The 26,556-nt window shown below is 64.9% G+C and carries 25 protein-coding genes; 21 read left to right on the top strand and 4 right to left on the bottom strand.

Annotation, left to right across the window (positions count from 1 at the left end):
• Nucleotides 1-5: 5 nt before the first annotated feature.
• Entirely contained in the window at nucleotides 6-986 is a 981-nt protein-coding gene (locus DFR39_RS07350; protein WP_133602877.1) for an NADPH:quinone oxidoreductase family protein, read from the bottom strand.
• A gap of 96 nt (nucleotides 987-1,082) precedes the next feature.
• On the opposite strand from DFR39_RS07350, the gene surE reads away from it, so the two are divergent.
• The 5 genes from surE (at nucleotide 1,083) to rlmD (ending at nucleotide 6,148) form a co-directional block, all read left to right on the top strand.
• Complete coding sequence (surE, locus tag DFR39_RS07355) at nucleotides 1,083-1,832, top strand: 5'/3'-nucleotidase SurE (protein WP_133602878.1); 750 nt, start codon at nucleotides 1,083-1,085, stop codon at nucleotides 1,830-1,832.
• Between the two features lie 40 nt (nucleotides 1,833-1,872).
• Nucleotides 1,873-2,697 (top strand): protein-L-isoaspartate(D-aspartate) O-methyltransferase, encoded by an 825-nt coding sequence (locus tag DFR39_RS07360; RefSeq protein ID WP_133602879.1) that lies wholly within the window; start codon nucleotides 1,873-1,875, stop codon nucleotides 2,695-2,697.
• Between the two features lie 38 nt (nucleotides 2,698-2,735).
• Nucleotides 2,736-3,614 carry a peptidoglycan DD-metalloendopeptidase family protein gene (locus DFR39_RS07365; RefSeq protein ID WP_133602880.1) on the top strand — a complete coding sequence of 293 codons (879 nt, stop codon included), beginning with the start codon at nucleotides 2,736-2,738 and terminating at the stop codon, nucleotides 3,612-3,614.
• 204 nt (nucleotides 3,615-3,818) lie between these two features.
• Nucleotides 3,819-4,724: an RNA polymerase sigma factor RpoS gene (rpoS, locus tag DFR39_RS07370; RefSeq protein WP_409848052.1), complete on the top strand. Its 906-nt coding sequence runs from the start codon at nucleotides 3,819-3,821 to the stop codon at nucleotides 4,722-4,724.
• A 56-nt stretch (nucleotides 4,725-4,780) separates the two neighbouring features.
• Nucleotides 4,781-6,148 (top strand): 23S rRNA (uracil(1939)-C(5))-methyltransferase RlmD, encoded by a 1,368-nt coding sequence (gene rlmD / locus DFR39_RS07375; RefSeq protein WP_133602882.1) that lies wholly within the window; start codon nucleotides 4,781-4,783, stop codon nucleotides 6,146-6,148.
• Between the two features lie 149 nt (nucleotides 6,149-6,297).
• Here rlmD and DFR39_RS07380 read toward each other — a convergent pair whose 3' ends face one another.
• The gene (locus DFR39_RS07380) at nucleotides 6,298-6,993 is read right to left on the bottom strand and encodes a Bax inhibitor-1 family protein (RefSeq protein ID WP_133602997.1); all 696 of its coding nucleotides are present in this window, start codon (nucleotides 6,991-6,993) and stop codon (nucleotides 6,298-6,300) included.
• Nucleotides 6,994-7,204: 211 nt separating this feature from the next.
• On the opposite strand from DFR39_RS07380, the gene DFR39_RS07385 reads away from it, so the two are divergent.
• The 5 genes from DFR39_RS07385 to DFR39_RS07405 all read left to right on the top strand — a co-directional run bounded on the left by DFR39_RS07385 (nucleotide 7,205) and on the right by DFR39_RS07405 (nucleotide 13,407).
• Nucleotides 7,205-7,609 carry a GlcG/HbpS family heme-binding protein gene (locus DFR39_RS07385; RefSeq protein WP_133602883.1) on the top strand — a complete coding sequence of 135 codons (405 nt, stop codon included), beginning with the start codon at nucleotides 7,205-7,207 and terminating at the stop codon, nucleotides 7,607-7,609.
• 354 nt (nucleotides 7,610-7,963) lie between these two features.
• Nucleotides 7,964-9,124: a glutamine-hydrolyzing carbamoyl-phosphate synthase small subunit gene (gene carA, locus DFR39_RS07390; RefSeq protein ID WP_133602884.1), complete on the top strand. Its 1,161-nt coding sequence runs from the start codon at nucleotides 7,964-7,966 to the stop codon at nucleotides 9,122-9,124.
• 12 nt (nucleotides 9,125-9,136) lie between these two features.
• On the top strand, nucleotides 9,137-12,403 hold the full coding sequence (carB, locus tag DFR39_RS07395; RefSeq protein WP_133602885.1) for a carbamoyl-phosphate synthase large subunit: 3,267 nt from the start codon (nucleotides 9,137-9,139) through the stop codon (nucleotides 12,401-12,403).
• Nucleotides 12,404-12,494: 91 nt separating this feature from the next.
• Complete coding sequence (greA, locus tag DFR39_RS07400; RefSeq protein ID WP_133602886.1) at nucleotides 12,495-12,971, top strand: transcription elongation factor GreA; 477 nt, start codon at nucleotides 12,495-12,497, stop codon at nucleotides 12,969-12,971.
• Nucleotides 12,972-12,981: 10 nt separating this feature from the next.
• Nucleotides 12,982-13,407 (top strand): DUF4149 domain-containing protein, encoded by a 426-nt coding sequence (locus DFR39_RS07405; protein WP_133602887.1) that lies wholly within the window; start codon nucleotides 12,982-12,984, stop codon nucleotides 13,405-13,407.
• 46 nt (nucleotides 13,408-13,453) lie between these two features.
• Here DFR39_RS07405 and DFR39_RS07410 read toward each other — a convergent pair whose 3' ends face one another.
• The gene (locus DFR39_RS07410) at nucleotides 13,454-13,927 is read right to left on the bottom strand and encodes a YhbY family RNA-binding protein (protein ID WP_133602888.1); all 474 of its coding nucleotides are present in this window, start codon (nucleotides 13,925-13,927) and stop codon (nucleotides 13,454-13,456) included.
• A gap of 20 nt (nucleotides 13,928-13,947) precedes the next feature.
• On the opposite strand from DFR39_RS07410, the gene DFR39_RS07415 reads away from it, so the two are divergent.
• The 4 genes from DFR39_RS07415 to glmM all read left to right on the top strand — a co-directional run bounded on the left by DFR39_RS07415 (nucleotide 13,948) and on the right by glmM (nucleotide 18,991).
• Nucleotides 13,948-14,616, top strand: a complete 669-nt coding sequence (locus tag DFR39_RS07415; RefSeq protein ID WP_133602889.1) for an RlmE family RNA methyltransferase — start codon at nucleotides 13,948-13,950, stop codon at nucleotides 14,614-14,616.
• Between the two features lie 160 nt (nucleotides 14,617-14,776).
• A complete protein-coding gene (gene ftsH / locus DFR39_RS07420) occupies nucleotides 14,777-16,684 on the top strand; it encodes an ATP-dependent zinc metalloprotease FtsH (RefSeq protein WP_133602890.1) in 1,908 nt (635 codons plus the stop codon).
• A 94-nt stretch (nucleotides 16,685-16,778) separates the two neighbouring features.
• Nucleotides 16,779-17,657, top strand: coding sequence for a dihydropteroate synthase (folP, locus tag DFR39_RS07425; protein WP_133602891.1), 879 nt, complete (start codon nucleotides 16,779-16,781; stop codon nucleotides 17,655-17,657).
• Nucleotides 17,654-18,991 carry a phosphoglucosamine mutase gene (glmM, locus tag DFR39_RS07430; protein ID WP_133602892.1) on the top strand — a complete coding sequence of 446 codons (1,338 nt, stop codon included), beginning with the start codon at nucleotides 17,654-17,656 and terminating at the stop codon, nucleotides 18,989-18,991. Before folP ends, glmM begins: the two co-directional genes overlap by 4 nt.
• A 109-nt stretch (nucleotides 18,992-19,100) precedes the next feature.
• Here glmM and DFR39_RS07435 read toward each other — a convergent pair whose 3' ends face one another.
• Nucleotides 19,101-19,586, bottom strand: a complete 486-nt coding sequence (locus DFR39_RS07435; RefSeq protein WP_419789835.1) for a fasciclin domain-containing protein — start codon at nucleotides 19,584-19,586, stop codon at nucleotides 19,101-19,103.
• 189 nt (nucleotides 19,587-19,775) lie between these two features.
• On the opposite strand from DFR39_RS07435, the gene pstS reads away from it, so the two are divergent.
• The 7 genes from pstS to phoR all read left to right on the top strand — a co-directional run bounded on the left by pstS (nucleotide 19,776) and on the right by phoR (nucleotide 26,556).
• Complete coding sequence (gene pstS, locus DFR39_RS07440; protein WP_133602893.1) at nucleotides 19,776-20,816, top strand: phosphate ABC transporter substrate-binding protein PstS; 1,041 nt, start codon at nucleotides 19,776-19,778, stop codon at nucleotides 20,814-20,816.
• 167 nt (nucleotides 20,817-20,983) lie between these two features.
• Nucleotides 20,984-21,952 carry a phosphate ABC transporter permease PstC gene (gene pstC / locus DFR39_RS07445; protein WP_246030744.1) on the top strand — a complete coding sequence of 323 codons (969 nt, stop codon included), beginning with the start codon at nucleotides 20,984-20,986 and terminating at the stop codon, nucleotides 21,950-21,952.
• Nucleotides 21,949-22,815 (top strand): phosphate ABC transporter permease PstA, encoded by an 867-nt coding sequence (gene pstA / locus DFR39_RS07450; RefSeq protein ID WP_133602895.1) that lies wholly within the window; start codon nucleotides 21,949-21,951, stop codon nucleotides 22,813-22,815. Before pstC ends, pstA begins: the two co-directional genes overlap by 4 nt.
• A gap of 19 nt (nucleotides 22,816-22,834) precedes the next feature.
• Nucleotides 22,835-23,620: a phosphate ABC transporter ATP-binding protein PstB gene (gene pstB / locus DFR39_RS07455; protein WP_133602896.1), complete on the top strand. Its 786-nt coding sequence runs from the start codon at nucleotides 22,835-22,837 to the stop codon at nucleotides 23,618-23,620.
• A 105-nt stretch (nucleotides 23,621-23,725) separates the two neighbouring features.
• Nucleotides 23,726-24,433: a phosphate signaling complex protein PhoU gene (phoU, locus tag DFR39_RS07460; RefSeq protein ID WP_133602897.1), complete on the top strand. Its 708-nt coding sequence runs from the start codon at nucleotides 23,726-23,728 to the stop codon at nucleotides 24,431-24,433.
• Between the two features lie 25 nt (nucleotides 24,434-24,458).
• A complete protein-coding gene (gene phoB, locus DFR39_RS07465) occupies nucleotides 24,459-25,160 on the top strand; it encodes a phosphate regulon transcriptional regulator PhoB (protein ID WP_133602898.1) in 702 nt (233 codons plus the stop codon).
• A gap of 25 nt (nucleotides 25,161-25,185) precedes the next feature.
• A complete protein-coding gene (gene phoR / locus DFR39_RS07470; protein ID WP_133602999.1) occupies nucleotides 25,186-26,556 on the top strand; it encodes a phosphate regulon sensor histidine kinase PhoR in 1,371 nt (456 codons plus the stop codon).

The following is a 26,556-nucleotide window of genomic DNA, read 5'->3' on the forward strand; positions in this document are numbered from 1 at the left end:
GCCGTTCATGCGGGCATGCGCAGTACCAGCTTGCCCACCACCTGCCGGCTGCTCATGCGGGCAAATGCCGCGGGCAGCTCCTGCATGGGCAGCACCGCATCGAGCACGGGCTTGACCTTGCCCTGGGCATACCAGGCGGCCAGCTCGCCCAGCATCTGGGCATTGCGGGCCGGTTCGCGACGCGCAAACTCCCCCCAGAACACGCCCACCAGGGAGGCACCCTTGAGCAGGGCCAGATTCAGGGGCAGGGCGGGGATCTGCCCTTGTGCAAAGCCCACCACCAGGTAGCGGCCGCGCCAGGCGATGCCGCGAAAGGCCGTCTCGGCTAGGTCGCCGCCCACGGGGTCGTAGATCACGTCCGGGCCACGCCCCTCGGTCAGGGTCTTGAGCTCCTCGCGCAGCTGGCCACGGCTGTAGTTGATGACGGCGTCGGCGCCCAGGGCCAGGCAGCGCGCGTTCTTCTCGTCGGAGGAGGTGGCCGCAATCACGCGCGCGCCCGCGGCCTTGGCGATCTGGATGGCGGCCGTGCCCACGCCGCCGGCCGCGCCCAGTACCAGCACGGTCTCGCCGGGCTGCAGGGCGGCGCGGTCCAGCAGGGCGTGGTGGCTGGTGGCATAGGTGCAGAGAAAGGCGGCCGCATCCTCGAAGGGGAAGCCCGGCGGCAGGGGCAGGGCCTGGGCCGCGGGCAGGCAGGCATGGCTGCCGAAGCCGCCTGTGCCGGCAAAGGCAGCCACCGCATCACCGGGCTTGAGATGGCGCACGCCCGCACCCACGGCCTCCACCACGCCGGAGAACTCGGCGCCCGGCACAAAGGGTGTGGGCGGCTTGACCTGGTACTTGCCCTGCACGATCAGCAGGTCGGGAAAGTTGAGGCTGGCCGCGCGTATGGCCACGCGGATCTGGCCCGGGCCCGGCTCCGGCGTGGGCAGTTCCTTCCAGCTCAGGGCCTCCACGCCCACAGGGTTCTCGCACAGCCAGGCTTGCATGGTGTTCGTTCCTCGTCAGTTCCGGCGGGGGATGATAGGCAGGGGCGGGTTGCCAAGGGGTCGCGCAGGTGACGCGCTGCCTACAATGGTCGCATCATGCGTATCCTCATTGCGAACGACGACGGTTATCTGGCACCTGGCCTTGCGGTCCTGGTGAAGGCTTGTGAAGGGCTGGGGCAGATCGATGTGATCGCGCCCGAGCAGAACGCCAGCGGCACCTCCAATGCCCTGACCCTGGGTCGGCCCTTGTCGGTCTACACGGCGGTCAATGGCTTTCGCTATGTCAACGGCACGCCCTCGGACTGCGTGCACGTGGCCCTGACCGGTCTGCTGGACTACCGCCCCGATCTGGTGCTCTCCGGCATCAACAACGGCGCCAATATGGGCGACGACACGCTCTACTCCGGCACCGTGGCGGCGGCCACCGAGGGCTTTCTGTTCGGTATCCCGTCCATCGCCTTCTCCCAGGCCGACAAGGGCTGGGGTGAGCTGGAGGCTGCGGCCCAGACCGCGCGCGCCATCGTCAAGCAGGTGATTGCGGGCGGTCTGGCTCAGCCCTTCCTGCTCAATGTGAACATCCCCAACCGCGCTGATGCCGCCAGCCTGCCGCGCCGCATCACCCGCCTGGGGCGCCGCCATGCCAGCGAGGCGGTGATCCGCCAGACCAATCCGCGTGGCGAGCCCATCTACTGGATCGGGCCGGCCGGCGACGCGCGCGAGGCCGGCGAGGGCACGGACTTCCACGCCACGGCCAATGGCCAGGTTTCGATCACGCCGCTGCAGGTGGACCTGACCGATCACGCCGGCCTGCCGGGCTGGCGCCAGCGCCTGGGGCTGCAACCGTGATGCCTGACATCACCCTGATCCAGGGTTCTAGGGCCGCGTCATGAGCGAGCTACCCAAGCGCCGCTTTCCGCTGCCGCTGGACAAGCTGGGCTCGCAGCCGGCACGGCCCGCGCGCGAGCTGCTGCGCCCACAGCGCCCGCTGCATCAGGCAGCCCAGGATGCGGCTCGCCTGAGCGCGCCCAGCGGCCTGGGCCTGGATTCGGCCGGCGTGCGCCTGCGCATGGTGCAGCGCCTGCAGCGCGAGGGGCTCAAGGACGAGCGTGTGCTGCAGGCCCTGGCCAGTGTGCCGCGTCACGAGTTCGTGGACAGCGCGCTGGCCATCCAGGCCTATGAGGACACCAGCCTGCCCATCGGCCATGGCCAGACCATCTCCAAGCCCTCGGTGGTGGGCCGCATGATCGAGCTGCTGATGGCCGGTGCCACCGCCCGCAGCGCGGGCCAGCTGGGCCGGGTGCTGGAGATCGGCACCGGCTGCGGTTATCAGGCCGCGGTGCTGGCCGCGCTGTCGCGTCAGGTGGTGAGCATCGAGCGCCTGCGTCCCCTGCACGACAAGGCCCAGGGCCATCTGCAGGGTCTGGGTCTGCTGCGCCAGATCCGCTTGATCTATGGTGATGGACGCCTGGGCCATGCCGGCGCCGGCCCTTATGACGCCATCATCGCTGCCGCCGGTGGCGAAGACCTGCCCGAGCCCTGGCTGGCCCAGCTGGCCCCGGGCGGGCGCTTGGTGGCGCCCATGCAGGCGCCGGGCGGCCGCGGCCAAGTGCTGGTGGTGGTGGACCATGTGGTCGAGGCTGGTGCCTCGCGCCTTGTTCGCACGGTTCATGAACCGGTGCTGTTCGTGCCCCTAAAATCGGGCGTCATGTGAATTCCGCGCCTTCGCCGGCGCCTGGAAACGCTTTAAGCATGCAATACAACACGATCCGGATTCCGGCGGCGCTGTCCGCTCTCGCACTTGTGTCCATCCTGGCGGGTTGTGCCTCGCCCAAGCACAAGGCCCCCGTGGAGGACCGACCCATCAGCGGCGGCGCACGCAGCAGCGCGCCGGCCCCCGCGCCGACCCCGGCGCCCGCGCCCGATACCAAGCCTGTGCCGGGCGCCGAGAACGCCGGCAAGCCAGGCTACTACACGGTCAAGCAGGGCGACACCCTGATCCGCATCGCGCTGGAAAATGGCCAGAACTGGCGCGATCTGGTCAAGTGGAACGAGCTGGAGAACGCCAACCGCATCGAGGTGGGTCAGGTCTTGCGCGTGGTGCCGCCCGGCATTGATGCTGGCGCGGTGAGTGCGCGTCCCGTGGCGTCGGCCAAGGTGGAGAGTCGCCCGCTGGACAGCAAGCCGGCCGCCGCGCCGGCCTCGGCAGCCCAGTCTCCTGCTGCTTCGGCGCCGAGCACGCCTGCGGCAACCAGCGGCGATGACGATCCATCCTGGGGCTGGCCGGTGAATGGCCCGGTGATGGCTGGTTTCGATGATGCGCGCAACAAGGGGCTGGCCTTTGGTGGCAAGGCCGGCGACCCGGTGCTGGCGGCAGCGGATGGCCGTGTGGTTTACGCGGGTTCTGGCTTGCGCGGCTACGGCAATCTCGTCATCATCAAGCACAACGCGACTTACCTGACGGCCTACGCGCACAACCAGACCTTGCTGGTCAAGGAGGATCAGGCAGTGCGCAAGGGGCAGAAGATTGCCGAGATGGGGTCCAGCGACGCCGAGCAAGTGAAACTTCACTTCGAGGTGCGCAAGCAGGGCAAGCCCGTCGATCCGGCCAAGCTGCTGCCAGCCCGTTAGGACACAGCATGGGGGCGATGAGCAAGGATCATGAAGCAGACTTCTTTGCACATAAGCCCCGCGGCACGGCCCGCTGGATTTGTTCCTCCCGGGCCGCTGCGCTTGCAGGATCTCGACGTCCTGCCGGCCGTCCCGCTCGACGATGATGACGGCGCCGCTGCGGCGCCAGTCCCTGTCCCCAGCGAAGAAGATGACGAGGCGGAGGTGCTGCGTGCCAACGGCAGCGGTCGCTCCGCCAGTGCGCCAGGTGCCGAGCTGGAACTGGGCAATGCGCTGCAGGCCTATCTGCGCGACATCCGCCGCACTCCGCTGCTGACCCCCCAGCAAGAGTACGACACGGCGGTGCGCGCCCGCGCTGGTGAATTCGCCGCGCGCCAGTCCATGATCGAGCACAACCTGCGGCTCGTGGTCAGCATCGCCAAGAACTACCTGGGCCGCGGCCTGCCCATGAGCGATCTGATCGAGGAAGGCAATCTTGGTCTGATGCACGCCATCGGCAAGTTCGAGCCGGAGCGCGGTTTCCGCTTCTCCACCTATGCCAGCTGGTGGATACGCCAGAGCATTGAGCGCGCCCTGATGCATCAGGCTCGCCTGGTGCGCCTGCCCGTGCACATCGTGCGCGAGCTCAACCAGGTGCTGAAGGCGCGGCGCGCTCTGGAGGCTCTGCGCAGCCAAGATGGCCAGGAGGCCGTGGTGCGGGCCGAGGAGATCGCCGCGCGTCTGAATCTGCCCCTGTCCCATGTCTCCGATCTGCTGGCCTATGCCGAGTTGCCCAGTTCCCTGGACTCGCCGGTGGATCGCAATGGCGAAGGCGGCGAGTCCATGATGGACTTGGTGGCCGACGAACAGGCCGTGGACCCGCTGGGCCAGCGTCTGAGCCATGAGCTTGAGGAACTGCTGGCCCATGGCTTGGCCTCGCTCAATGAGCGCGAGCGCGAGGTGCTGGCTGGCCGTTACGGCTTGGCCGACCGCGAGCCCGAGACCCTGGATGTGCTGGCCATACGCCTGGGGCTGACGCGCGAGCGCATCCGCCAGATCCAGATCGAGGCGCTGAACAAGCTCAAGCGCAATATGCAGCGCCACGGCATCAATCGCGACGCCATCTTCTGACGCGCGCGCCGAATCCCGCGCGGCCGATCCCGGCGAGCCTGGGATAATCGCGCGCCATGACGCAAGAGAACGAATGGCTGAAGGTCGAGGCCCTGGACCTCGAGGCGCAGGGCGTGGCCCGCAATACCGAGGGCAAGGTGGTCTTCATCGATGGCGCCCTGCCCGGCGAAGAGGTGCAGGTCAGCGTCGGCCGCAAGAAAAACAACTGGGAGCAGGGCACGCTGATGGCTCTGCGGCACGAGAGCTCGCAACGCGTGACGCCGGGCTGCCCGCATTTCGGCTTGCATGCCGGCGCCTGTGGTGGCTGCAAGATGCAGCATCTGCATGCGGGCGCCCAGGTGGCTGTGAAGCAGCGCGTGGTGGAGGACAACCTCTGGCACCTGGGCAAGGTCAAGCCCGAGACCCTGCTGCGCCCCATTGAGGGCCCGACCTGGGGCTACCGTTACCGCGCGCGCTTCTCGGTGCGCTACGTGGCCAAAAAGGGTGTGGTGCTGATCGGCTTCCATGAGCGCAAGAGCCGCTATGTGGCCGATATGCAGGTCTGCAAGGTGGTGCCCGCCAGCGTCAGCGATCTGCTGATGCCGCTGCGCGAACTGATTGCCAGCATGGAGGAGCGCGACCGCCTGCCGCAGATCGAGCTGGCCATGGGCGACAACGGCGAGGCCACCGTGATGGCCCTGGTGCTGCGCCATCTGAATCCGCTGCCCGAGGGTGACAAGGCCAAGCTGCGTGCCTTTGCCGCCGCGCACCCGATGGTGCAATGGTGGCTGCAGCCCAAGGGGCCGGACACCGTGCACCTGCTGGACGAGGGCGGGCCGGAGCTGGCCTACACCCTGCCCGAGTTCGGCGTGCGCATGCCCTTCAAGCCCACCGACTTCACCCAGGTGAATCCGCACATCAACAGCGTGCTGGTGGGGCGAGCCCTGCGCCTGCTGCGGGTGGAGAAGGACGAGCGGGTGATCGACTGGTTCTGTGGCCTGGGCAACTTTACCCTGCCTCTGGCCACCCAGGCGCGCGAGGTGTTGGGCATCGAGGGCAGCGAGGCCCTGGTGCAGCGCTCGCGCGAGAACGCTCGTCGCAATGGTCTGGAGGCCAATACAAGCTTCGTGGCGCGCAATCTCTTCGAGATGACGCCCGAGTTGCTGGCCGCGGATGGCGTGGCCGACAAGTGGCTGGTGGACCCGCCGCGCGAGGGCGCCTTTGCCCTGGCCAAGGCCGTGGCCGACATCGCCGAGAACCCGGCCCTGGCCCCGGGCTGGACGCCGCCCAAGCGCATCGTCTATGTGTCCTGCAACCCGGCCACCCTGGCGCGTGACGCGGGCCTGCTGGTGAATGTGGCCGGCTACCGCTGCACGGCGGCCAGTGCGGTGAATATGTTCCCGCACACGGCGCATGTGGAGAGCATCGCGGTCTTCGAGCGCTGAAACAGAAAAAGGGCCGTGAGGCCCTTTTTTCTTTGCGCCACGCGGTGGGCGCTTCATCCAGAGGCTGCCGCTGATCTGGCTCTGCCAGTCAGCCGGACTCGCCCCCTTGAGGGGGACGGCGCAGCCGGTCGGGGGGGGGGGGGGAGAGATCAGTCCCTTTCCCCCCAAAAAAAACCCACAGGGGAAGGAGGGCCTGGGAAACGGTTGTAAAGTCCCAGAAAAAGGGCCGGGGGGGGGCGGAGGAGGTTGGTCTCGCCGCCGTCCAGAACGCGCTTGATGTCGTAGAGCATGAAGGCTGAGAAGACAGCCATGCTCAGCACCAGCAGGGTCAGCATCAGGGCCGAGGACTGCAGGAAGATGTTCACAAGGCCGGCCACCAGCATGATGATGGCGCCGACAAACAGGAACTTGCCCAGGCCGGAGAGGTCGCGCTTGATCACCGTGGCCAGGCTGGCCATGGCGAAGAAGATGGCGGCGGTGCCGCCGAAGGCGGTCATGATCAGGCTGGCGCCATTCTTGAAGCCCAGGATCTGGGCCAGCAGGCGCGAGAGCATCAGGCCCATGAAGAAGGTGAAGCCCAGCAGGGCCACCACGCTGGTGCTGCTGTTCTTGGTCTTCTCGACCACGAACATCAGGCCGAAGGCGCCGACGAAGAAGATCAGGGTGGAGAGGCCGAAGCCCAGCTTGGCCATGATGCCGGTGGACACACCGATCCAGGCGCCCAGCACGGTGGGCACCATTGACAGGGCCAGCAGCCAGTAGGTGTTGCGCAGCACGCGCTGGCGGTCGCTGGCCAGTGCGGAGCCGTAGGCGGCGCCGTATTGGTTTTGCAGGCTTTCGTTCATAAGTCCTCCGAAGATGTCATCGTTGGCGCCCTGGCAGGCCGGGCTCATGGCGCGATTCTAGTCACAGCCTCGTGTCGGGTAAGGTGCCCTGCGCCCGGAATGTCCCGGGGGCGCAGGTGGCGGTCGTTTCAGCTTTGCGCCTAGAGTGTGAATGCCCTGGCTCATGGGCGCTACAGTGGGCGCCCCACCCTTGGATTTCAAGAGCAAGACCATGAATCAAAAGCCCTATCTGACCCTGGACGACGTCAAGCGCATTGCCGCCGCGGCCGAGACCGAGGCCCGCAACAACGGCTGGGCCGTGAGCATCGCCATCGTGGACGACGGCGGCCACCTGCTGTGGCTGCAGCGCCTGGACGGCGCGGCGCCCGTGTCGGCCCAGATCGCGCCGGCCAAGGCCCACACGGCCGCCCTGGGACGCCGCGAGTCCAAGATCTATGAAGACATGATCAATCAAGGCCGCGTGTCCTTCCTGAGCGCGCCCGGCCTGCAAGGCCTGCTCGAAGGCGGCGTGCCCATCCTGGTGGATGGTGTTTGCGTGGGGGCGGTGGGTGTGAGCGGCGTGAAGTCCAGCGAGGATGCCCAGATCGCCCGCGCCGGCATCGCGGCGCTGGCCTGATTTTTCGTGTCGGGGCTGCGGGGGCGGGCCCTGAGGCTGCTCGTGTCGCGGCCCCTGCTGATCGATACGGGTGCTAGGGCAGGGCCGATCCTCCTGCCGATGGCGTCTTGTGCGATCTGCGTTCGCCCCATGGGCCGGATGCTGCGCGCTGACACCCGCGCGTCATGCAAATATTTGCGCAAACTGACTCGGTACTAACCCCTGGTGGGTTATACTTTTCAGGTTTACCCGCAACCACCGCTACCCCAGCGAAACATCCCCCGTTTCCCCCACCGGACTCAGGCTTTCGGCGACCCCTTGGCGGGTAGCGATATGGAGCAGAGCTGGGCGCGCGCACAATAAACGGAGTTTCCCGTGCTGCCCGATCTGCTTTCCTCCCCCCCAGCGATCCTCGCCCTGGCAGACGGCACGGTCTTCAAAGGCAACGCCCTCGGCGCTGCCGGCCACACGGTCGGCGAAGTGGTGTTCAACACCGCGCTGACCGGCTATCAAGAAATCCTCACCGACCCCAGCTACTGCCGGCAGATCGTCACGCTGACGTATCCGCACATCGGCAACTACGGCGTCAACGAGGAGGACGTCGAGGCCTCGAAGATCTTTGCCGCAGGTCTGATCATCAAGGAGCCCCCGATCCTTGATTCCAACTTCCGCAAGACCCGCAGCCTGGTGCAGTACCTGCGCGACGAGGGCACGGTGGCCATCTCCGGCATCGATACCCGCCGCCTGACCCGCGTGCTGCGCCGCACTGGCGCGCAAAACGGCTGCATCCTGGCCCTGGCCGCCGGCGAGCAGATCACCGACGCGCACATTGCCGAGGCGATCGCCAAGGCCCAGGCCGCGCCCAGCATGGCCGGCCAGGATCTCGCCAAGGTGGTGAGCCGCACCGAGCGCGAAACCTGGACCCAGACCGAGTGGGTGCTGGGTCAGGGCTATGGCGGGCAGACCGCGCCCAAGTTCCACGTCGTGGCCTACGACTTCGGCGTCAAGAGCAATATCCTGCGCATGCTGGCCTCGCGCGGCTGCAAGATCACCGTGGTGCCGGCACAGACCCCCGCCTCGGAGGTCTTCGGCCTGGAGCCGGATGGCGTCTTCCTGTCCAACGGCCCCGGCGATCCGCAGCCCTGCGACTACGCCATCAAGGCCGCCGCCCAACTGATCGAGGCGGGCATTCCCACCTTTGGCATCTGCCTGGGTCACCAGATCATGGCCCTGGCCTCGGGCGCCAAGACTTTCAAGATGAAGTTTGGCCACCACGGTGCCAACCATCCGGTCAAGGATCTGGACAACGGCCGCGTCAGCATCACCAGCCAGAACCACGGCTTTGCGGTGGATGCCGACACGCTGCCGGCCAATCTGCGCCCCACCCACATCAGCCTGTTCGACGGCACGCTGCAAGGCCTGGCCCGCACCGACAAGCCGGCCTTCTGCTTCCAGGGCCACCCGGAAGCCGGCCCCGGCCCGCACGATATTTCCTATCTGTTCGACCGCTTCATCGGTCTGATGGCCAAGGCCTGATGGAGTAAGACAATGGCAAAACGTACCGACATCAAGAGCATCCTCATCATCGGCGCCGGCCCGATCATCATCGGCCAGGCCTGTGAGTTCGACTATTCCGGCGCCCAGGCCTGCAAGGCTCTGCGCGAAGAGGGCTACAAGGTCATCCTGGTCAACAGCAACCCGGCGACCATCATGACGGACCCGGATACCGCGGACGTCACCTACATCGAGCCCATCACCTGGCAGGTGGTCGAGAAGATCATTGCCAAGGAGCGCCCCGACGCCGTGCTGCCCACCATGGGTGGCCAGACCGCGCTGAACTGCGCCCTGGACCTGCATCGCCATGGCGTGCTGGAGAAGTACAAGGTCGAGATGATCGGTGCCAACGAGCATGCGATCGAGAAGGCCGAGGACCGCCTGAAGTTCAAGGACGCGATGACCAAGATCGGCCTGGACTCGGCCAAGTCCGGCATCGCGCATTCGCTGGAAGAAGCCTGGGCGGTGCAAAAGCGCATCCAGGCCGAGATCGGCGGCAGCGGCTTCCCCATGGTGATCCGTCCCAGCTTCACGCTGGGTGGCACCGGTGGTGGCATTGCCTACAACCCGCAAGAGTTCGAAGAGATCTGCAAGCGCGGTCTGGACCTCTCGCCGACCAATGAGTTGCTGATCGAGGAGTCCCTGATCGGCTGGAAGGAATACGAGATGGAAGTGGTCCGCGACAAGGCGGACAACTGCATCATCGTCTGCTCCATCGAGAACCTGGATCCCATGGGCATCCACACCGGTGACTCCATCACCGTGGCCCCGGCCCAGACCCTGACGGACAAGGAATACCAGCTGCTGCGCAACGCCTCCATCGCCATCCTGCGCGAGATCGGCGTGGACACCGGCGGCTCGAACGTGCAGTTCTCGATCAATCCCAAGAACGGTCGCATGATCGTGATCGAGATGAATCCGCGCGTGTCGCGTTCCTCGGCCCTGGCCTCCAAGGCCACCGGCTTCCCCATCGCCAAGATCGCGGCCAAGCTGGCCGTGGGCTACACGCTGGACGAGCTGAAGAATGACATCACCGGCGGCGTGACCCCGGCGTCCTTCGAGCCTTCCATTGACTATGTGGTCACCAAGATCCCGCGCTTCGCCTTCGAGAAGTTCCCGATGGCCGACTCGCGCCTGACCACGCAGATGAAGTCGGTGGGCGAGGTGATGGCCATGGGCCGCACCTTCCAGGAATCCTTCCAGAAGGCCCTGCGTGGCCTGGAGACCGGCATCGACGGCCTGAGCGAGCGCTCGACCGACCGCGAGGAGATCGTGCAGGAGATCGGCGAGCCCGGTCCCGAGCGCATCCTCTTCCTGGCCGACGCCTTCCGCGTGGGCATGAGCTTGCAGGAAGTGTTTGACGAGACGGCGGTGGACCCCTGGTTCCTGGCCCAGATCGAGCAGATCGTGCAGATCGAGGCCTCGATCAAGGGCCGCACGCTGGAATCTCTGTCCACGGCTGAGCTGCGCCTGCTGAAGCAAAAGGGCTTCTCGGACAAGCGCCTGGCCAAGCTGCTGGGCACCAACCAGCACGAGGTGCGCAAGGCCCGTCACGCCCAGGGCGTGCGCCCGGTCTACAAGCGCGTGGACACCTGCGCGGCCGAGTTCGCGACCGAGACGGCGTACATGTACTCCACCTATGACGAGGAGTGCGAGGCCGAGCCCACCGACAAGAAGAAGATCATGGTGCTGGGCGGCGGTCCGAACCGCATCGGCCAGGGCATCGAGTTTGACTACTGCTGCGTCCATGCCGCCCTCGCCATGCGCGAAGACGGCTACGAGACCATCATGGTCAACTGCAACCCCGAAACCGTGTCTACCGACTACGACACCTCGGACCGCCTCTACTTCGAGCCGGTGACGCTGGAAGACGTGCTGGAGATCGTGGCACTGGAAAAGCCGGTCGGCGTGATCGTGCAGTACGGCGGCCAGACCCCGCTGAAGCTGGCACTGGACCTGGAAGCCAATGGCGTGCCCATCATCGGCACCAGCCCGGACTCCATCGACGTGGCCGAGGACCGCGAGCGCTTCCAGAAGCTGCTGCACGAGCTGGGCCTCAAGCAGCCGCCCAACCGCACCGCCCGTACCGAAGAGCAGGCGGTGACGCTGGCCAATGAGATCGGCTACCCCCTGGTGGTGCGCCCCAGCTATGTGCTGGGCGGCCGCGCCATGGAAATCGTGCACGGCGACAAGGATCTGGAGCGCTATATGCGCGAGGCCGTGCGCGTGAGCGAGAAGTCGCCCGTGTTGCTGGACCGCTTCCTGGAGGATGCGGTCGAGGTGGACGTGGACTGCATCTCCGACGGCAGCGATGTGATGATCGGCGGCATCATGGAGCACATCGAGGCGGCCGGCATCCACTCCGGCGACTCGGCCTGCTCCCTGCCGCCCTACACCCTGGCCGCCGACATCCAGGACGAGCTGCGCCGCCAGACCGCTGCCATGGCCAAGGCCCTGAAGGTGGTGGGCCTGATGAATGTGCAGTTCGCCATCCAGGGCGATGTGACCAAGGGCCTCGCGGCCTGCACCGTCTATGTGCTGGAAGTGAACCCGCGTGCCTCGCGCACCGTGCCCTATGTGAGCAAGGCCACCGGCCAGCAACTGGCCAAGATCGCCGCGCGCTGCATGGCGGGCGTCAAGCTCAAGGACCAGAAGGATCGCAAGGGCCGCGCGCCGGCCGAGGTGGTGCCGCCTTACTACAGCGTCAAGGAAGCCGTCTTCCCCTTCAACAAGTTCCCGGGCGTGGACCCCATCCTCAGCCCCGAGATGCGCTCCACCGGCGAGGTGATGGGGGCGGCCAAGACCTTTGGCGAAGCCATGCTGAAGAGCCAGCTGGGGGCTGGCAGCCGCCTGCCGCGCCAGGGCAATGTGCTGATCACGGTCAAGAACGCCGACAAGCCCCGCGCCATCGCGGTGGCCAAGGATCTGCACGCCCTGGGCTTTGGCGTGGTGGCCACCAAGGGCACGGCTGCGGCGATTGCCGAGGCCGGCGTGCCGGTGACCGTGGTCAACAAGGTCAAGGACGGCCGTCCGCACATCGTGGACATGATCAAGGGCGGCGAGATTCAGCTGGTGTTCACCACCGTGGATGAGACCCGCACCGCCATTGCCGACAGCCGCCACATCCGCCAGGCGGCCCTGGCCAATCGCGTGACCTACTACACCACCATGGCCGGCTGCGAAGCTGCCGTGGAGGGCATGAAGCACCAGGACGGCCTGCTGGTGCAATCCCTGCAGGAACTGCACGCCGAACTGGTCTAAACTCCGTTCCCAGAAGATCCGCCGCCGCGCCTCAGGGGCTCCTGAGCGGCGGCGGATTCATTTTGTCTTCTCTCTAGTTTTTTTGATAAAGATGGCCACGATCCCTCTGACCAAGCGCGGCGCCGAGAAGCTTAAGGAAGAACTGCATCGACTCAAGACGGTCGAGCGTCATGCCGTGATCAACGCCATTGCCGAAGCGCGTGCCCAGGGCGACCTGTCCGAGAACGCCGAGTATGACGCGGCCAAGGACAAGCAGGGCTTCATCGAGGGGCGCATCCTCGAGATCGAGGGCAAGCTCTCGACCGCCCAGATCATCGACCCCTCGGAGCTGGATGCCGGCGGTAAGGTGGTGTTCGGCACCACGGTGGATTTGGAAGAAGAGGAAAGCGGCGCGGCCGTGACCTACCAGATCGTGGGTGACGACGAGGCCGACCTGAAGCAGGGTCTGATCTCCATCTCCTCGCCCATCGCGCGCGCGCTGATCGGCAAGGAAGCCGGTGATGTGGCCGAGGTGCAAGCCCCCGGTGGCATCAAGCGCTATGAGATCGTCGAGGTCCGCTACCAGTGAGCCTGGTCTGATGCTGCAGCGCGCCCAAGCCCTGCTGGCCGCCCTCTGGGGCGGCCTTCTGCTATGCGTCGCCGGTTTGGCCGCCCCCAATGCCTTTGCGGTGCTGGAGCGCGCGCAGGCCGGCGCCTATGTGGGGCGCCTGTTCTCGCTGGAGGCCCATACAAGCCTGGCGCTGGGCCTGCTGCTGATGATGATGGCGCGGCGCCTGGCACGCGATGGCCAAGTGCGAACACTCTCGCCGGATCTGCTGCTGCCGGCCGGCGCGCTGTTCTGTACCGTGGCGGGCTACTTTGCGCTGCAGCCCATGATGGCGGCGGCGCGAGCGGGGCAGGGGGCTTTGTCCTTCGCGACTCTGCACGGCATCTCGCTGGCCCTGTTCGGGCTCAAGATTGTGCTGGTGCTGGCTTTGGCCTGGCGCGCCAGCTCACGGCGCTGAGCGGGCAGACAAGGCCCAGGGCAGGGCGCCCCGGGCTTGAGGGCGCTCAGTCCCGGGTGCTCTTCTTGACGCTGGTCTGGCGTTTCTTGGCGCGCTTGAGCTCGCCGCCCTGGGCGACGCGCTGGTTGCCCAGCACATTGAGCTTCTTGATCTGCGGGCGGCCATTGCCGTTCTTGGAGAACTTCACGATCTTGACCACGCGCGGGGCCGGCATGGCGTCTTCGCGCTGAGTCTTCTCCTTCTCCGGCATGGGGCGCCACAGCACCAGCAGCTTGCCGATGTGCTGAATCGGGGCGGCGTCGAGCTGGTCGGCCAGGATCTGCAGCATGCCTTCACGGGCGGCGCGATCGTCGGAGAACACGCGGACCTTGATCAGGCCGTGGGCCTTGAGGGCGGCGTCGATTTCCTTGCTCACAGCAGGGGTGAGGCCATCGGCACCGATCATCACCACCGGATTCAGGTGATGGGCATCGGCGCGCTTGTCCTTGCGCTGGGCAGGGGTCAGTTGAATTGCAGGCATACCCGTATTATCCGTCCAAGATGAAAATTCAAACCAAGAGCAAGAAAGTCAACAAGGCGTGGCTGAACGACCATGTCAGCGACCCCTATGTGAAGCAGGCCCAGAAAGAGGGCTATCGTTCCCGTGCCGCCTACAAGCTCAAGGAAATTGACGAGGAACTGCGCCTGGTCAGGCCGGGCCAGGTGGTGGTGGATCTGGGGGCGGCTCCCGGCGCCTGGAGCCAGTATCTGCGCCGGCGCTTTGCGCCCAAGGCCGCCGGCGTCGGTGGCGCGGCCGTGGGTGAGCTCAATGGCACCATCATCGCGCTGGATCTGCTGGACTTCGAACCCATCGAGGGCGTGCACTTCATTCAAGGTGACTTCGAAGACGAGGCCGTGTTGCGACAGCTGGAAGCCGCCGTGGGCGACCGGCCCGTGGACTTGGTGGTCTCGGACATGGCGCCCAATCTGTCCGGGGTGGAGATCACCGATGCGGCTCGCATCGAGGCCCTGGTGGAACTGGCCATCGATTTTTCGCGCCAGCATCTCAAGCCGGAGGGCGTCTTGGTGGCCAAGGTGTTTCACGGCAGCGGCTACACCCAGCTGGTGGAGGCTTTCAAGAAGGCCTTCAAGAAGGTCAAGCCCATCAAGCCCAAGGCCTCGCGAGATCGCTCTGCCGAGACCTTTCTGGTGGGTATCGGCCTGAAGTAGGGGCTCTAGAGCGGTCCGGGCGTGAAGCCTTGGCAATCTCTATGAGCCTGTGTGGAAAAGTCAATCGGGCCCAGGGGCTTGACTGCAATAGAATCAACCCCATATGCCGTGCAAGTGCCGCCGATGGTGTGGCATAGCTGAATGAATCAAAGGAGTCGCGGTGAACAATCAGTGGTTCTCGAAGGTAGCTGTTTGGATGGTGATAGCCCTGGTGCTCTTCACCGTTTTCAAGCAGTTTGATCGGGGCGCGACTCAGGGTAACCAGCTGGCTTACTCGGACTTCCTGGAAGAAGTGCGCTCCAAGCGCATCAAGCAGGTCACTCTGCAGGAGGGTGCTGGCGGCACCGAGATCGTGGCCATCCGCAACGACGACACGAAGGTGCGCTCCACCGCCACCTATCTGGATCGCGGTCTGGTCGGTGATCTGATCAACAACGGCATCAAGTTCGACGTCAAGCAGCGCGAGGAGCCCTCTCTGCTGATGAGCCTCTTGGTCAGCTGGGGCCCGATGCTGCTGCTGATCGGCGTCTGGGTGTACTTCATGCGCCAGATGCAGGGCGGCGGCAAGGGCGGTGCCTTCAGCTTTGGCAAGTCCAAGGCACGCATGCTGGACGAGGCCAACAACTCCACGACCTTTGCCGACGTGGCCGGTTGTGATGAGGCCAAGGAAGAGGTCAAGGAACTGGTGGACTTTCTCAAGGACCCCCAGAAGTTCCAGAAGCTTGGCGGCCGCATTCCGCGCGGTGTCCTGCTGGTCGGCCCTCCGGGCACCGGCAAGACCTTGCTGGCCAAGGCCATCGCTGGCGAGGCCAAGGTGCCTTTCTTCTCGATCTCGGGTTCGGACTTTGTCGAGATGTTCGTGGGTGTGGGCGCAGCCCGTGTCCGCGATATGTTCGAGCAGGCCAAGAAGAGTGCGCCTTGCATCATCTTCGTGGATGAAATCGATGCGGTGGGTCGTCATCGCGGCGCCGGCCTCGGTGGTGGCAACGACGAACGGGAACAGACGCTCAACCAGATGCTGGTGGAGATGGATGGTTTCGAGACCAATCTGGGCGTGATCGTGATGGCGGCGACCAACCGCCCCGACATCCTGGACCCCGCATTGCTGCGTCCCGGCCGCTTTGACCGTCAGGTTTACGTGACCCTGCCCGATGTGCGTGGCCGCGAGCAGATCCTGAATGTGCATATGCGCAAGGTGCCCGTGGGCCAGGACATCAAGGCTGACATCCTGGCACGCGGCACGCCCGGCTTCTCTGGTGCCGATCTGGCCAATCTTGTCAACGAGGCTGCACTGTTCGCTGCACGCCGCAACGGTCGCGTGGTCGAGATGGTCGACTTCGAGAAGGCCAAGGACAAGATCATGATGGGCCCCGAGCGCAAGTCCATGGTCATGCCCGAGGAAGAGCGTCGCAACACGGCCTACCATGAGGCAGGTCATGCGCTGGTGGCTCGTCTCATGCCCAAGACTGATCCGGTGCACAAGGTGACGGTCATTCCGCGTGGCCGCGCTCTGGGGGTCACGATGCAGCTGCCCGAAGGCGATCGCTACAGCATGGACAAGGAGCGCATGCTCTCGACCATTTCCGTGCTCTTCGGTGGACGCATCGCTGAAGAAGTGTTCATGAACCAAATGACCACCGGTGCCAGCAATGATTTCGAGCGCGCCACCCAGATAGCTCGCGACATGGTCACCCGCTACGGCATGACCGATGAACTGGGCCCCATGGTCTACGCGGAGAACGAGGGCGAGGTGTTCCTGGGACGCTCGGTGACCAAGACCACGAGCATGTCCGAGGAAACCATGCGCAAGGTGGATTCGGTCATCCGGCGCATCATTGACGACCAGTATGCGGTGGCTCGCAAGCTCATCGAGGACAACCAGGACAAGATGCACGCCATGGCCAAGGCGCTGCTGGAATGGGAGACCATCGATACCGAGCAGATCGATGACATCATGGATGGCCGCCCACCGCGTCCTCCCAAGGATTGGACGCCTCCGTCCGGTGGCAACAAGGCTGATGGCTCGCTGCCCCCGGTCAGCACCGGAGGCGCTCCGGCCGCAGCCTGATCCGGGTTTTTTGTTCACAGGGGTCGCACCGCAAGGGCGACCCCTTTGTTTTGCCGCGGGCGCAGCATGTTGCCCGGCAAGAGAGTCTCACGGCATGCTTTGGCAAACTACACGCTTTGTATTGGATCTGCGGCGTCCCCGGGTCATGGGGATCGTCAATGTGACGCCGGACTCCTTTTCCGACGGCGGGGCACACGAAGGGGTGGCGGCGGCGATTGCACATTGCGAACGCCTCTTGCTGGAAGGGGCTGATGTGCTTGATGTCGGCGGTGAGTCCACCCGCCCGGGAGCGGCCGCCATCGATGTGCAGACGGAGTGGCGACGCATTGAGCCAGTGCTGCGCGTGGCGCTGACGCTGGGGGTCCCCGTGTCAGTGGATACGAGGCGCGTCGAGGTCATGCGGCGCGCCCTGGATCTCGGTGTGGACATCATCAACGATGTGCAGGCGCTCACGGCGCCGGGGGCGCTGGAGCTGCTTGCAGGCCATCCGTCGGCGGGCGTCTGTCTCATGCATATGCGTGGCGAGCCACAAACCATGGCCACGCTATGTGACTATCAAGACCTGTGCGCCGAGGTGCGCGCGTACCTGTCCCAGCGCGCGGCGGCGGCCCGGGCGGCCGGCATCGAGGCGGCTCGCATCGTGCTGGATCCGGGCTATGGCTTTGCGAAGACGCCCGAGCAAAACTGGGAATTGCTGCGTGGGCAGCGCGGCTTGCTGGCCCTGGGCTACCCCCTGCTGGTCGGTTGGTCGCGCAAGCGGGCGCTGGGTGAGTTGACGGGCCGCGCTGTCGGCGAACGACTGCCGGGCAGCTTGGCAGCCGCCTTGGCGGCCGTGAGCCATGGCGCGCGCGTCTTGCGTGTGCATGATGTCGCGGCAACCGTGGACGCGCTCAAGGTCTGGGCTGCGGCTGGTGGGCCCGGGCTGGGCGAGAATACGCATCTATCAGGGAATACTGGAGCTTGCTCGCAATGAGCCGTAACTACTTTGGGACCGATGGCATTCGTGGGACCGTCGGCCAGGCGCCGATCACGCCGGATTTCATGCTGCGTCTGGGACATGCCGTCGGACGCGTTCTGCGCCGCGATTCTGGGGCGGCTCGCCCCAGCGTGTTGATTGGCAAGGACACCCGGATTTCCGGCTATATGCTGGAGTCTTCTCTGGAGGCAGGTTTTGCTTCCGCTGGTGTCAATGTTTTGCTGACGGGGCCGCTTCCGACGCCCGGCGTGGCCTATCTGACCCGTGCCCTGAGGCAGCAGTTGGGCGTGGTGATCAGCGCCTCGCACAACCCCTTTGCCGACAACGGCATCAAGTTCTTCTCGGCCTCGGGCGAGAAACTGCCCGACGCCTGGGAGCAGGCTGTTGAGCGGGCCTTGGAAGATGCGCCTTCTTGGGTTGACTCGGCCAGCTTGGGGCGCGCAAGGCGCCTTGAGGACGCGCGAGGCCGCTACATCGAGTTCTGCAAGAACTGTTTCGGCTCTGACCTGAGCCTGCGTGGGCTGAAGATCGTGGTGGATGCCGCGCATGGCGCCGCCTATCACGTGGCGCCGGATGTATTCCACGAGCTGGGTGCCGAGGTCATCGCGATTGGCTGCAAGCCCGATGGTTTCAATATCAATGCGGGGTTCGGCGCCACGGCGCCCTCGGCCTTGGTTGCCGCGGTCAAGGAGCACGGCGCCGACTACGGCGTGGCGCTTGACGGCGATGCCGACCGGCTGCTCTTGGTGGATGCGCAGGGGCGCTTGTACAACGGTGACGAGTTGCTCTACGTGATGGTGGCGGATCGGCTCGCCCAAGGTCTGCGTGTGCCTGGCGCTGTGGGCACCTTGATGACCAATATGGCCGTGGAGTTGGCTCTCAAGTCTCGCGATGTCGAGTTTGTGCGTGCCAAGGTCGGTGATCGCTACGTGCTGGAAGAACTCGCGGCACGAGGCTGGCAGCTGGGTGGGGAGGGGTCGGGCCATCTGCTGGCGCTGGACAAGCACACCACGGGTGATGGCATCGTGAGCGCTCTGCTGGTCTTGCAGTCCATCTGCCGCACCGGCAAGAGCTTGTCCGAACAACTCGCTGGGGTGGAGCTGTTTCCGCAAACCCTGATCAATGTTCGCTTGCAGCCCGGCCAGGACTGGAAGAGCAATGCACGCTTGGCGCGAGAGCAGGCCGAGGTCACCGCCGATCTGGGTTCGCGTGGCCGGGTGCTGATTCGGGCCTCGGGTACGGAGCCGCTCTTGCGCGTCATGGTGGAGGCCAGCGAGGCGAGCCTTGCTCAGCAATGTGCCGAGCGCTTGGTGGACGCCGTGCGCGCCTGAGCTCAATCAGGCAGGCCGCAGGCTGCAGGCGGTGCGCTGCAGAACTGACGCAAATGCGAAAGCCCGCCGTTTGGCGGGCTTTTTTGCATTGATTGCGCCGAGAGCTGGTTTACTTCTTGGGCGGCACCAGGACGCGATCGATGATGTGGGCCACGCCATTGGTGGCTGCCACATCGGCGCGCTGCACCATGGCATCTTCGACGGTCACGTAGCTGCCTGCCTTGGAGATGGCGACATTGGCGCCCTGCAGGGTCTTGACATTGCCGTTCTTCACCTCGGCTGTGGGCAGCTTGCCGGCCACGATGTGGTAGCTCAGCACGGCCTTGAGTTGGGCGCTGTCCTGGCTCAAGGCCTCCAGGGTCTTGGCCGGAAGTGCCGTGAAAGCCTCATCGCTGGGGGCGAAAACGGTCAGCGGGCCGGCGCCGCGCAGGCTGTCCCGCAGCCCGGCCTGGTCCACCAGGCGGTTGAAGGTGCTGAGTTGCGCGTCACGACCCAGGGTGTCGGCCAAGGGCGCCGGGGCGGGTGTATTGGCACAGCCCAGCAGTGTCAGGCTGATGGCGCCGAGTGTGAGCAGTTGGGCGGTCTTGTTCATCATGGCTTGAGATCTCCGATCTAGGGCTTGTGCCCATGCCGCCGCACTCTAGGCTTGCTATGTGACGGCTGGGTGAACTAAAAATGACAGGCTTGCGACCCCGGGTCCCAGGCGTCATGGCGGTCACGTCCTTGTCATATTTGGTTCATAGGATGGCGGGCATCGTCAACCAAGCACTTCAATAGGGCTGCTATGAATATCGTGCGATTGAGCAAGGGTCTTGTTTTCGCGGCAGGTGTGGCTGCTGCCCCTCTGGCGCTGGCTCAGGATGTGACGGGTGCAGGTGCTTCCTTCCCGGCTCCGGTCTACGCCAAGTGGGCCGATGCCTACAACAAGGCCAGCGGCGCCCGCATCAACTACCAGTCCGTCGGTTCGGGTGCTGGCATCCGCCAGATCAAGGCCAAGACGGTTGATTTTGGTGCCACCGATGCGCCGCTGAAGGACGATGAGCTGGCCAAGGATGGCCTGATCCAGTTTCCGACCGTGATCGGCGGTGTGGTGCCGGTGGTGAACATCAAGGGCATCACCCCGGGTCAGATCAAGATGACCGGCCAGGTGCTGGGCGACATCTACCTGGGCAAGATCACCAAGTGGAATGATGCAGCCATCACCAGTCTGAATCCTGGCGTTGCGCTGCCGGATGCCGCCATCGCCGTCGTGCGTCGCGCCGACGGTTCGGGCACCAGCTTCCTGTTCACCAACTACCTCTCCAAGGTCAATGCGGAGTGGAAGGCCAAGGTGGGCGAGGGCACGGCCGTGAACTGGCCGACCGGTGCGGGTGGCAAGGGCAATGAGGGCGTGTCGGCCTTTGTCGGTCGCCTCCCCAACTCCATTGGCTATGTCGAATATGCGTACGCCAAGCAGAACAAGATGTCCCATGTGCAGATGCGCAACAAGGACGGCGTCTACGTGAACCCCGACGACAGCAGCTTCAAGGCTGCGGCCGCTGGCGCTGACTGGGCCAAGAGCTTCTTCCAGGTTCTGACCGAGCAGCCCGGCAAGGACAGCTGGCCCATCACCGGCGCCACCTTCATCCTGATGCACAAGACCCAGGACAAGCCGGCCTCTGCCGCTGCTTCCCTGAAGTTCTTCGACTGGGCCTACGCCAATGGTGACAAGATGGCCGACGATCTGGACTATGTGCCGCTGCCCGCCAGCGTCAAGGATCTGGTTCGCAAGCAGTGGGCGGACAATCTGAAGGACGCCTCCGGCAAGGCCATCACCTACAAGTGATGTCTCAGGCCTGAGCCGCAAGTCGCAGCCCGGCAGCTCTCCAGCTAGCCGGGCTGTGTCGCAAGGGGCGCTGGCCGATTCTCGTTCTCTCTCAAACCCTCAGCGGAGGCCCCGTGGCCGCAATACTCCCCGCCAATAACTACGATGCCGCAGGCCAGTCCGAGCGCGTGCAGCCCCAGGGTAGTCCGCCCTCGCGCCGTCGCGTTGCTCCCTGGGCCGATGCGCTGTTCTCCTTCCTCGCTCACAGTGCGGCGTGGCTCACGCTGGCCTTGCTGGTGGGCATCATCATCTCCCTGTTGATTGGCGCGGCCCCGGCCATCAAGGAGTTTGGGCTCGCCTTCCTCTGGACCAGCGAATGGGACCCGGTGCAGGAGAAGTTTGGCGGTCTGGTGATGATCTACGGCACGCTGATGACGTCCTTCATCGCGCTGCTGATCGCGGTTCCGGTGAGCTTCGGCATTGCGCTGTTCCTGACCGAGCTGTCGCCAGGCTGGCTGCGTCGGCCCCTGGGTACGGCCATCGAACTGCTTGCCGCCGTGCCTTCCATCGTTTACGGCATGTGGGGCCTGCTGGTGTTTGGCCCCATCCTGGCCACCTATGTGCAGCAGCCGCTGCAGAGCATGTTTACGGGTGTGCCCTTTCTCGGCGCCCTGGTTTCGGGGCCGCCGGTGGGTATCGGCATCCTGTCCGCCGGCATCATCCTGGCCATCATGATCATTCCGTTCATCGCCTCGGTGATGCGCGACGTCTTCGAGGTCACGCCGCCGCTGCTGAAGGAGTCGGCCTATGGTCTGGGCTCTACCACCTGGGAGGTGGTCTGGAAGGTGGTGCTGCCTTACACCAAGACCGGTGTGGTCGGCGGCATCATGCTGGGCCTGGGGCGTGCGCTGGGTGAGACCATGGCCGTGACCTTCGTGATCGGCAATATGAATCAGCTGGACTCCCTGTCGGTCTTCGAGGCTGCCAATAGCATCACCTCGGCGCTGGCCAACGAGTTCGCTGAAGCCAGTGAGGGCCTGCACCAGGCCTCGCTGATCTATCTAGGCCTGGTGCTGTTCTTCATCACGTTCGTGGTGCTGGCCTGCTCCAAGGTGCTGTTGTCCCAATTGAAGAAGAACGAGGGAGCGCGGTCATGAGCGTCACCACCCTGGATGCCAAGCGCCTGGCCATGCATGCCAAGCGCAAGCGTCTGAACACCTTGGCCCTGACCCTCTCCCTGTTGGCCATGGCGTTCGGTGTGTTCTGGCTGATCTGGATCCTGTTCGAGACAGTTCGCCTCGGCTTGGGTGGCCTGTCGATGGCCGCCTTCACCGAGATGACGCCGCCGCCCTTGGCGGAAACCGGCGGTCTGGCCAATGCGATCGCCGGATCCGCCTTGATGGTGGGCTTGGCAACGCTGTTGGGCACGCCGATCGGCATCCTGGCCGGTGTCTACCTGGCCGAGTATGGCCAGAAGACCTGGCTGGGCAGCGCGGTTCGCTTCATCAATGACATCCTGTTGTCGGCGCCTTCCATCGTCGTCGGCCTCTTCATCTATGCGGTGGTGGTCACCAAGATGAAGAGCTTCTCGGGCTTTGCCGGTGTTCTGGCGCTGGCGCTGATCGTGATTCCGGTGGTGATCCGCACCACAGAGAACATGCTGGCCCTGATTCCCAATGCGCTGCGCGAGGCTGCCTACGCCTTGGGCACGCCGAAGTGGAAGGTGATCCTGTCGGTGACCCTGAAGTCCGCGCGAGCTGGCGTGATCACCGGCATCCTGCTGGCCCTGGCGCGCATCGCCGGTGAGACCGCGCCGCTGCTGTTCACCGCGCTGTCCAACCAGTTCTGGACCTCGAACTTGGGTGAGCCCATGGCCAGCCTGCCGGTGACCATCTTCAAATTTGCAATGAGCCCCTACGAGAACTGGCAGAAGCTGGCCTGGGCGGGCGTTTTCATCATCACCATCGGCGTGCTGCTGCTGAACATCCTGGCGCGCGTGCTGTTCAAGAACAAGCATTAAAGAAAAGAGAGCCATGACCATGGACGCGAAAGTTGACATGCCGGTGACCGAGAAGGCCAAGCTCTCGGTGCGCAACCTGAACTTCTACTACGGCAATTTCCATGCGCTGAAGAACATCAATCTGGAGATTCCCGAGAAGAAGGTCACCGCCTTCATCGGCCCCTCGGGATGCGGCAAATCCACCTTGTTGCGCACGCTCAACCGCATGTTCGAGCTCTATCCCGAACAGCGTGCGGAGGGCCAGATCTTGCTGGACGGTAGCGACATCCTGACCAGCAAGGAAGACGTGTCCCTGATCCGCGCCAAGATTGGCATGGTGTTCCAGAAGCCCACGCCTTTCCCGATGTCCATCTACGACAACATCGCGTTCGGCGTGCGCCTGTTCGAGACCCTGCCGCGCGTCGAAATGGACGAACGGGTGGAATGGGCCCTCAAGAAGGCCGCGCTGTGGAACGAGGTCAAGGACAAGCTCAACCAGAGCGGCTCCGGCCTTTCTGGTGGTCAGCAGCAGCGTCTGTGCATCGCGCGCGGCATTGCCATCAAGCCCGAGGTGTTGCTGCTTGACGAGCCCTGCTCGGCCCTGGATCCGATCTCTACCGGCAAGATCGAGGAACTGATTCACGAGCTCAAGACGGACTACACCGTCGCCATCGTGACCCACAACATGCAGCAGGCTGCACGTTGCTCGGACTACACGGCCTATATGTACCTGGGTGACCTGATCGAATTCGGCCCGACGGCCGAGCTGTTCATGAAGCCCAAGCGCAAGGACACGGAGGACTACATCACGGGTCGTTTCGGCTGAGCCCGAAACAAGGCTGTGATGTAGCGACGAGGCGGGCTTCGCGTCAGCGAAGTCAAGCGAATCGGGCCGGTGCTGTTTAGGGCCCGGTCCTACAAGGAGCAAAGAATGAGCGACAAGCATCTCTCCACCCAGTTCGATGCCGAACTCAGCGGCATATCCACCCGTGTGCTCGAAATGGGCGGCCTGGTAGAAGCCCAGGTGGCCCAGGCCGTGGAAGCCCTGGTGCAGTTCAGCAGCGAACAGGCCCAGACCGTGCTGCGCACCGAGGAGCAAGTCAATGCCATGGAGGTCGAGATCGACCATGCGCTGCACAGCATCATCGCCAGGCGCCAGCCCACGGCCCGTGATCTGCGTCTGCTGATTGCCATCTCCAAGACCATCGCCAATCTGGAGCGCGTGGGCGATGAGGCATCACGTGTGGCGCGCACGGTCCAGCGCCTGGTTAATGCCGGCGTGTCCAGCCGCCTGCGCCTGCCCATGTCCGATCTCAGCTTCGAGGCTGAGCTGGCCGTAGCCCAGCTGCGCAAGGCGCTTGACGCCTTTGCGCGTCTGGACGTCGAGAAGGCCTTGGAAGTGCTCAAGCAGGATGATGCGATCGACAAGGAGTTTGACGGCCTGCTGCGCAAGCTGATCACCTACATGATGGAAGACCCACGCACCATCTCCTCGTCCATCGATCTGGTGTTTGTGGCCAAGGCCATCGAGCGCGTCGGCGACCACGCCAAGAACTTGGCTGAGGCCATCATCTACGTGGTGAAGGGCACGGACGTGCGGCACAACACGCCCGAGGCTGCAGCCAATATGTTGCGCTGAGCCTGCGCTCCGAAAGGACTAAAAAATGAGTCGTATCCTCGTCGTGGAAGATGAATCGGCGATTGCCGAACTCATCTCCATCAATCTGCGCCACGCTGGATTTGAGGTCACCCTGGCCGGCAGTGCGGACCAGGCTCAGCTGGAAGTGGATCGTGTGTTGCCCGATCTGGTGGTGCTGGACTGGATGTTGCCGGGCCAGTCCGGCTTGGCGCTGGCGCGCCAGTGGCGCGGCGCAGCCCGGACCAAGGAACTGCCCGTCATCATGCTGACCGCGCGCGCGGACGAGACCGACAAGGTCTCGGGCCTGGACGCCGGTGCCGATGACTACCTCACCAAACCCTTCTCCACCAACGAACTGCTGGCTCGCATCCGGGCCGTGCTGCGCCGCAAGGCGCCTGAGGCTCTGGATTCGGTGGTGGAGGTCTCGGGACTCAGCCTGGATCCTGGCACGCGTCGCGTCAGCCGAGCTGGCGTGGAGGTCAAGCTGGGGCCCACCGAATTCCGTCTGCTGCATTTCTTCATGACGCATCCCGAGCGCGTGCACAGCCGCTCGCAACTGCTGGACAGGGTCTGGGGTGACCATGTGTTCATCGAGGAGCGTACGGTGGACGTGCACGTGAAGCGCTTGCGCGAGGCCCTGGAGCGTGTCCAATGCGCGCGCATGATCGAGACTGTGCGCGGCGCCGGCTACCGGCTGACCCAGCAGATCAGTGCTGTTTCGGCCTGACGGACGCTTTGCCGTGGCCGAGTCGATGGGCTGGTTGATTCCCCGGCTGTTGATCGCGGCCATCGCGGTTGCGCTGGGGACCTTTGTTGGCAATGTGGCTGGCTCATGGTCCAGGCTGCCGCTTCTCGGTGAATTGCTGGGGGCTGCCAGTGGGGTTGGGGCCCTGGTCTTGCTCGATGCGCTGCGTGGGCATCGCCTGATCCAGTGGCTGCGCGGCAGCCAGCAGGAGCAGGCTCCGCGGGATGCGGGTCTGTGGGGCGAACTGGGCTATCGCGTCGAGCGCGCCATACGGGACCGTGACAAGGCGCTGCAGCGCGAACAGCAGCAGCTGCAGCAGTTCCTCTCGGCCATTGAGGCCTCGCCCAATGGCGTCTTGATGCTGGATGCCCAGGATCAGATCGTCTGGTGCAACCGGGTGGCCGGTGATCACTTCTCGTTGGATCCTTTGCGGGACCTGCGTCAGCGCATCACCAATCTGGTCCGCTATCCCGCCTTTGTGAGCTATCTGCAGGCCGGGCACTATGAGCAGCCACTGATGCTCAGCAATACCCGTGGGCGGGCCATGCTCTCGGTGATTGTCAGGGCCTATGGGGAGGGCATGCGCCTGGTGCTGAGCCTCGATGTCACCGAGCGTGAGCGGGCCGAGGCGATGCGACGCGACTTTGTGGCCAATGTCTCGCATGAAATTCGCACGCCGCTGACGGTGCTGACGGGTTTTATCGAGACGATGGCCAGCCTGCCCTTGACTGAGGCCGAGCGCAAGCGAGTTCTCAGTCTCATGGATCAGCAGACACAACGCATGCTCAGCCTCGTCAGCGATCTGCTGACCCTGGCCACGCTGGAGGGCAGTCCGCGCCCGGCCCCGGATCGTTGGGTGGTTCTTGATGCGCTGCTGCAGCGCGTTGTGACGGATGCGCGGGCCCTGTCTGGCGGGCGCCATCAGATTACGACCGCAGCGGCGACACAGGTCGAGCTCGCGGGGGTAGAGGCCGAGTTGCTCAGCGCGGTGGCGAATCTCGCCACCAATGCGGTGCGCTACACCCCGGAAGGTGGGCAGATCGCGATTGGCTGGCGTCCATTGGCCGACGGTGGGGGTGAAATCAGCGTCAGCGACAGTGGCCCGGGCATTGCTGCCGAGCACATTCCTCGCCTGACCGAGCGTTTTTATCGCGTGGACGGTAGCCGCTCACGCGAGACCGGCGGCACGGGCCTGGGGCTGTCCATCGTCAAGCATGTGGTCCAGCGCCATGGTGGTGAGTTGCTGATCGAGAGCGAGATCGGCAAGGGCTCGGTGTTCCGCCTTCATCTGCCTGCGGTGCGTGTGCGGCAGCAAAACGGTGAGGCCGAGCTCGGTCTGGAGTCGGCCCTGCCGCTGGCTGAGCAGAGCGGGCGCTAA

Source organism: Roseateles asaccharophilus (assembly GCF_004362405.1).
In the GTDB taxonomy this organism is placed as follows: Bacteria; Pseudomonadota; Gammaproteobacteria; order Burkholderiales; family Burkholderiaceae_C; genus Kinneretia; species Kinneretia asaccharophila.

Bases quoted from the DNA above. Each gene is read 5' to 3' on its own strand.
- DFR39_RS07350 (WP_133602877.1), bottom strand. From the start codon at position 986: ATGCAAGCCTGGCTGTGCGAGAACCCTGTGGGCGTGGAGGCCCTGAGC.
- surE (WP_133602878.1), top strand. From the start codon at position 1,083: ATGCGTATCCTCATTGCGAACGACGACGGTTATCTGGCACCTGGCCTT.
- DFR39_RS07360 (WP_133602879.1), top strand. From the start codon at position 1,873: ATGAGCGAGCTACCCAAGCGCCGCTTTCCGCTGCCGCTGGACAAGCTG.
- DFR39_RS07365 (WP_133602880.1), top strand. From the start codon at position 2,736: ATGCAATACAACACGATCCGGATTCCGGCGGCGCTGTCCGCTCTCGCA.
- rlmD (WP_133602882.1), top strand. From the start codon at position 4,781: ATGACGCAAGAGAACGAATGGCTGAAGGTCGAGGCCCTGGACCTCGAG.
- DFR39_RS07380 (WP_133602997.1), bottom strand. From the start codon at position 6,993: ATGAACGAAAGCCTGCAAAACCAATACGGCGCCGCCTACGGCTCCGCA.
- DFR39_RS07385 (WP_133602883.1), top strand. From the start codon at position 7,205: ATGAATCAAAAGCCCTATCTGACCCTGGACGACGTCAAGCGCATTGCC.
- carB (WP_133602885.1), top strand. From the start codon at position 9,137: ATGGCAAAACGTACCGACATCAAGAGCATCCTCATCATCGGCGCCGGC.
- greA (WP_133602886.1), top strand. From the start codon at position 12,495: ATGGCCACGATCCCTCTGACCAAGCGCGGCGCCGAGAAGCTTAAGGAA.
- DFR39_RS07405 (WP_133602887.1), top strand. From the start codon at position 12,982: ATGCTGCAGCGCGCCCAAGCCCTGCTGGCCGCCCTCTGGGGCGGCCTT.
- DFR39_RS07410 (WP_133602888.1), bottom strand. From the start codon at position 13,927: ATGCCTGCAATTCAACTGACCCCTGCCCAGCGCAAGGACAAGCGCGCC.
- DFR39_RS07415 (WP_133602889.1), top strand. From the start codon at position 13,948: ATGAAAATTCAAACCAAGAGCAAGAAAGTCAACAAGGCGTGGCTGAAC.
- folP (WP_133602891.1), top strand. From the start codon at position 16,779: ATGCTTTGGCAAACTACACGCTTTGTATTGGATCTGCGGCGTCCCCGG.
- glmM (WP_133602892.1), top strand. From the start codon at position 17,654: ATGAGCCGTAACTACTTTGGGACCGATGGCATTCGTGGGACCGTCGGC.
- DFR39_RS07435 (WP_419789835.1), bottom strand. From the start codon at position 19,586: ATGATGAACAAGACCGCCCAACTGCTCACACTCGGCGCCATCAGCCTG.
- pstS (WP_133602893.1), top strand. From the start codon at position 19,776: ATGAATATCGTGCGATTGAGCAAGGGTCTTGTTTTCGCGGCAGGTGTG.
- pstA (WP_133602895.1), top strand. From the start codon at position 21,949: ATGAGCGTCACCACCCTGGATGCCAAGCGCCTGGCCATGCATGCCAAG.
- pstB (WP_133602896.1), top strand. From the start codon at position 22,835: ATGGACGCGAAAGTTGACATGCCGGTGACCGAGAAGGCCAAGCTCTCG.
- phoU (WP_133602897.1), top strand. From the start codon at position 23,726: ATGAGCGACAAGCATCTCTCCACCCAGTTCGATGCCGAACTCAGCGGC.
- phoB (WP_133602898.1), top strand. From the start codon at position 24,459: ATGAGTCGTATCCTCGTCGTGGAAGATGAATCGGCGATTGCCGAACTC.
- phoR (WP_133602999.1), top strand. From the start codon at position 25,186: ATGGGCTGGTTGATTCCCCGGCTGTTGATCGCGGCCATCGCGGTTGCG.